The sequence below is a fragment of the Alphaproteobacteria bacterium genome (genome assembly GCA_018662925.1).
GTDB lineage: Bacteria > Pseudomonadota > Alphaproteobacteria > 16-39-46 > JABJFC01 > JABJFC01.
Map to the genome: position 1 here is coordinate 1 of JABJFC010000037.1, position 5,450 is coordinate 5,450.

General features: G+C 36.6%; 5 protein-coding genes. All 5 read right to left on the bottom strand.

The genetic code is table 11. The features are described 5' to 3' along the window. Nucleotides 1-101: 101 nt before the first annotated feature. Nucleotides 102-587 carry a hypothetical protein gene (locus HOL16_02460; protein MBT5389557.1) on the bottom strand — a complete coding sequence of 162 codons (486 nt, stop codon included), beginning with the start codon at nucleotides 585-587 and terminating at the stop codon, nucleotides 102-104. A gap of 9 nt (nucleotides 588-596) precedes the next feature. Beyond that, a complete protein-coding gene (sbnB, locus tag HOL16_02465) occupies nucleotides 597-1,592 on the bottom strand; it encodes a 2,3-diaminopropionate biosynthesis protein SbnB (GenBank protein ID MBT5389558.1) in 996 nt (331 codons plus the stop codon). Continuing rightward, nucleotides 1,589-2,962 (bottom strand): pyridoxal-phosphate dependent enzyme, encoded by a 1,374-nt coding sequence (locus HOL16_02470; GenBank protein ID MBT5389559.1) that lies wholly within the window; start codon nucleotides 2,960-2,962, stop codon nucleotides 1,589-1,591. Before HOL16_02470 ends, sbnB begins: the two co-directional genes overlap by 4 nt. 23 nt (nucleotides 2,963-2,985) lie before the next feature. After that, entirely contained in the window at nucleotides 2,986-4,470 is a 1,485-nt protein-coding gene (locus HOL16_02475) for a hypothetical protein (protein MBT5389560.1), read from the bottom strand. Nucleotides 4,471-4,801: 331 nt separating this feature from the next. After that, the gene (locus tag HOL16_02480) at nucleotides 4,802-5,293 is read right to left on the bottom strand and encodes a transposase (protein MBT5389561.1); all 492 of its coding nucleotides are present in this window, start codon (nucleotides 5,291-5,293) and stop codon (nucleotides 4,802-4,804) included. Nucleotides 5,294-5,450 lie beyond the last annotated feature (157 nt).

Below are 5,450 nucleotides of genomic sequence, written 5' to 3' on the forward strand. Positions count from 1 at the left end.
CTTCTGCAAAAGAATTTCGAAGATCAATCATGGACTTTTTTGAAATCACTTGGCCAAAAATTTCCCACGATATGGTGGATCGCATCAATGATGATTTTCAATTACTGAAATCGGCACTTTGATTCGTTTTGGGTATATATAACTTTTTCTGCGCCCTTAACCTCTTTATTAATTTCATGAATATGCTCCTGAAAGATTTTATTTGAAGTATCCAATATTTTCTTCAACTGAGAAAGTAATAGGGCAAAGAAGGGATACTCATTTATAAGAATCCTATATTTCTCCAATATAGTTTCATGATAGGCCTCATTATAATGAAGGAAGACCTTTGTTTTTCTGCTTTTACTCTTCAAGCAATTGAATCCTAAATAACTGTTTTCTGGAAAACCATCTGTATCCACCTTCTCTAAATCCAACTCCAAAGAGTTATTCAGGTCAACAAACCTTTTATCTGTTTTCAAATATTTTACAACTTCATCAAGGCTCTGGTAGGCTGAAATATAGAGAGTGTCCTTCAAAGAAACATTTACGAATTCAGAATACCCGTCTTTCTTAATATCAGAGATAATTGTAGATGCTGTCTTCATGCAATTTTCCTAAAAAAAATCTTCTATTTCTACTCTCAAAGAGCACTTCTCATAGATATACGTCCCAACAGCAATATCTAATATTCCCATGCCAAATGGTGAAAAGATTCTTGTTTTACCTTGGGGAACTTTTAAGTTCTCATCAATACAATCCGCAATAGTTCCATCAATAAACTTTTTATGTCCAATCTCTGAAACAGCCCTTGCAAGAGAAGTGTTTGCCTGTAAACAATGCTCGGTATCATCCGTAATATTAAAAGAAGTTTGCATTATTTTCTCGGACAAGTCACGCAGCGAAATATGAAGCACAATTGGAGCATGAGAAAAATAAGTTGAAGCATGGACATAAGGTTCCAAAGCTGTAGTTGCAAAAACGACAATATCAGAATCTTCTATCGCGCCCTTTAGAGAGGAAGAAACTCTTGTCCTCTTTCCACTGAACTGTGCCATTTCACAGAACATTTCAGCCCTCTTTATATCCTGATCATAAACAACTAAATCATCAAAGTCCCATCCCGTCCCCTTAAAGAATCTGAGGATTTGTTCTGAAATAGCCCCCGCTCCAATAAAGCATATTTGTCGTACAAAACGCTTTTTATGATTTAAATAGTAGGCGCCCAAAGTTGCAGAGGCTGCTGTCCTGGCGGAACTGATATTGCCTGCCTCCATACAAGCAAAAGGGAAACCTGTTTTTCCACAATTTAATATTAGAACTCCTGACGCCCGTGGGATTCCTTCTTGTCTAGGGTTTCCAGGATAACTTGCAATCCATTTCACCCCACTAACACCTTCTCCTTGATGAGAGACATGTGCAGGCAGCGCAATAATCCTATTCTGAGGCTGATCTGGAAACCTTAAAAAAGAGCTTGCAGGGTTAATATGCTGCTTCTTTTTATGGGAGTAATATACATCAGATACAATTTTCTCTATTTCTTTGTAGTTTCTAGAAATCTTCTCTTTTATGGCCCCTGCTTGAACAATAGAAAATTTTTTAGTTATACTCATGCGGCCTTCTCCTCACATTTTTTAAAGAATCCTATTTTTTCCTCACACCATTTTTTGCTATACATAGTCTCTAAATATTTAGCACCAAAATCTGGAGATATAGCTACTATAGTAGCCCCTTCAAAGATTTCCCTTTCCTTGAAATAGTTCCGGATACCTGCCAAGACAGAGCATGTTGACCCCCCATATAAGCAACCTTGTGAAGAAAGTTCCTGTGCCATAAGAAGAGTTTCTTCCTCTGAAACGTGAACATGAGCCCCTGTAAAATGCTGCAAAAGGGGAGGTTTCTTACTTGCCCCAAGGCCCGGTATATGTCGTGATTTTTCAACACTCCCAAACGTTACCGACCCAAGTATGTCAATAGCTATTACCTTTGTATTTTTTGAATACTGTCTAAAATATTTTTCACAACCGATTAACGTTCCTAGAGTTCCAGCACCAACAAACAAAAAATCAACCTTTGGAAATGAATTGAAAATTTCAGGGGCCGTACTCTCAAAATGAGACAGCCAATTACAGTCTGATGTATATTGATTCGACCAAAAAAGCTCCCTATTATTCTGAATTTCAGAGCGAACTCTATTTATTCTAGTTTGCAAATACCCTCCATTCGAGTCTTTTTCATTGACAGTAATAATATTTGATCCCATCGCCAACATAGAGTGTAAATTTTGCTCCGTAATATTAGGATCCACCACAGCTGTAAATTTATGCCCCCTTTCTGCACAAACCATACTTAATGCAACACCCATATTACCAGAAGTGGATTCTATAACCTGTAAGCTCTTCCCTGGATATTTTTTTTCCAATTCCTTAATCATTCTTCGTGCTGGCTTCAGCTTAATTGAACCCGCAAGATTGAATCCTTCATTTTTAACAAAAACTGGACAGCTAACTACGGATTTTAATTCTGTATAGCCATTAGACATACTAACAGCTGAAGGAGAAGGAAAAACTTGGCCCTTTTTTATTTCTGTCTCCATCAACATACTTAGAGGAATTTTTAAATCTATATCTGGACATGACTCAACCACATATTTTGTAGACTTGACCCTTAGTAATTTTCCCAATTTATATAGCTCATAGAGCTCTTTTTTATTCAGAATCTCACCTGTATCTCTAGAGTATGCCTGCACAGCTTTATCCCTGTGGTCTAATAAAAAAGCTGGAAGATACTGCACCCCCATTCTTTGTGCCGCCTCGTAGCGATGATGCCCATCCAAAATAAATCTATTTTCCCTATCTATAAATAGAGGCTTGTTAAAAGAAGAGCAGGTTATGCTCTTCAATAAATCACAAATAATATCTTCAGAAAATGCCTCTGTCGGTCTTAAAGAAGTAACAGGTATAAATTCTAAGGTAAGAAGCATGCCTTATTGCCCCTTCACATAAATTAGCAAACTGAGGAGAGGGAAGAGACTTCCTTGCCCAAGGAATTACTATTGCTTTGCGTAAGCCCTTCCGTAGCATGCTTCTTTTCCAAAACCGCAAAAGAAGAAAAAATATCATCGCCCTGAGAGCAAGAAATTTCTAGTTCCTCAACATCTGGCACAGGGAATTCAACACCAGATTCAAAGAGCTTTTTAGTGAAGAGAGCTAGGAAGATTGCATTTTCTTCCCTATCTATAAAACTAGCTTCTTTTCTATGTAAGTAAACAATACAAAATTTCCCTGAGGATTTTCTAGAAAGAGAAAAGCCATCTTTAGCAATCTGTAAGCCTTGAAGAACTACTGATTTAACCTGCCCACCCAAAAGGGATTGAAAAATTTCCTCAAAAATAGAATCTAATCGCTTCTCTTCTAAAAAATTCTCTATAGAAACAATTTTAGCAACTCTAGAAACATCTTCACCCAAAGGCCTCTTTCCCTGAAGCCATGGCCTCAACACCTCTAAAGGAGTTCCTTTTAAGTCCTTTTTTTCTAGAGAAAGTAACTTATTTTTCCAGCTATTTTTTACCAAAAAATCATGGGAAAAGCGTTTGTTATATATATACACACATTCAGACTCTTTTAATTGATCTACAAACAAAAAAGTTTTCCTAGGGTCTATAAACCTCAAGAAACCCTTTGAGTGGACAAGAGGATAGCCTTTTCTTATTAAATAACCCATCAAATGAGACTGAGCTAATTCTATTTTAGAAATTAGTGAGAGGAAATCCTCTCTTTTTATAACTTCTAGTAATTCACCATTTTGATCTTCATCCGTCCGTATACGATAATGCAATTGCAAATTTTGTATTACCTGCATTGGTTGCCTGTAGTGAAGAAATGTCTGTCCAGCCTTACTTTCCTCTGCATCCATTATCTCAAATGCATCTTTCCAACTACTAAATTTTTCTGCAAACTCTATAAACTTATGATTCCGTCTAAGATTGTTTTGAAAAATCTGCTCAACATTAGTATAGAGAGTTAAGCTTTTAAAGGTCTCTCCAAAATCTCTAAACAATTTGAAAAACACTTGGTTTCTATAGGGGTATGGATCTAAAAATATATTATGGTCAATAACACAGTTTTCTCCACCAGAAGTCAGGGAAATAGCTTCATCTCTAAAGGCTGTGTAAAGTTCTTGAAAAAGAGAACATGACATCTCCTCTATTTTTTTATGCACTTTTTGATATAAGGAGTAAATTTCAGAATTCTCAGAGTTCTCGCAAAAATAGGTGAGAGTTTTAACATTTGGAACAGGTTGGCCTATCAAACTTGATGCATACTTCAAGTCACTCTCAAAGTATTTTTTTTCATGATTTTTTAATACATCAGAGGCTATTTTCTTTGTATTTAGCTTCTGAAAAGAAAAATCGCTTTCACATAAAAGATTTGCGATAGATGATTTTCCACTGGACGTTGGACCATTTATTAAAAGAATTTTTCCGGCCATCAAGCTGACTCCCTTTTCCTTAAAACACTCTGAATTTATTGTCCTCATAATGAGGCCTGCGTTCTATCTTATACAAAAGAGACAACGAGCCCACTATAGCTAGTACCTGTATTAAAAACAATGCCAGAAAATATAGGAATAAAAAAACCATATTATTTTTCTTCTCTTCATGCGCGTGCAGTATTTTCCTTTAGGGTCTGTAGAAAGATAGAGATTTGGAAAATTTGTAGGTTAAAGCTAGCTAATCTTATCTCTATGCAGGAGAGTTTCACTTTTTTTAACGGCTTTTTTTGTATTTTTCTAGATTTCAGACAGACTTGTCCATTAGAGTTTAAACAAGTTTGGGGGGTGGAAGCTCAATTAAGCGTTTCATGTTAAAAGTGATAGCATGCATCAAAGCGGCAAATTGGTTCTTAACAACGCCAACATAACGAACTCTCTTACTTCTTTTTGAGAAGATTCTTTCATACGGAGCCCTGATACCGCTAATCCAACGATCAAGGTCTTTATTCTTTGCTTTCATATTATTCTTCAATATAGCTCTCAAATGAGCTCCTTTTTGAAGGGCTGTCCGGCGAGCTTTTTGAGAGCAATATCCCTTGTCTGCATAAACTGCTCCTGAACGAGGACAAACACTCTTTAACCCATCTCCATCACTCACATTGGCAGGGGTAATAGCAACCTTGTTAATTAAACCTGATGGCATGTCAACACTGGTATGTTCTTTATAGCCATACCAGAACTTGTCCTTTCCTTTACAACCTATGCGGGCTTCTTTGTCGTGAGAGACCTTGGGGAGAACTTCATTATTAAGCTTATCCATCTTGGCTTTGATTGCTTTGAAACCTCTGCGTAATAAAAACGGCTTAACCTATTGATATGATTTGATAATACGTTAAAATAGGGCGTATTTAATGATCGAAGGAGCCCGTCAATGAGTTGTTTAGCCGAACTATTTGTCACCCAAATGCCCGAATCAA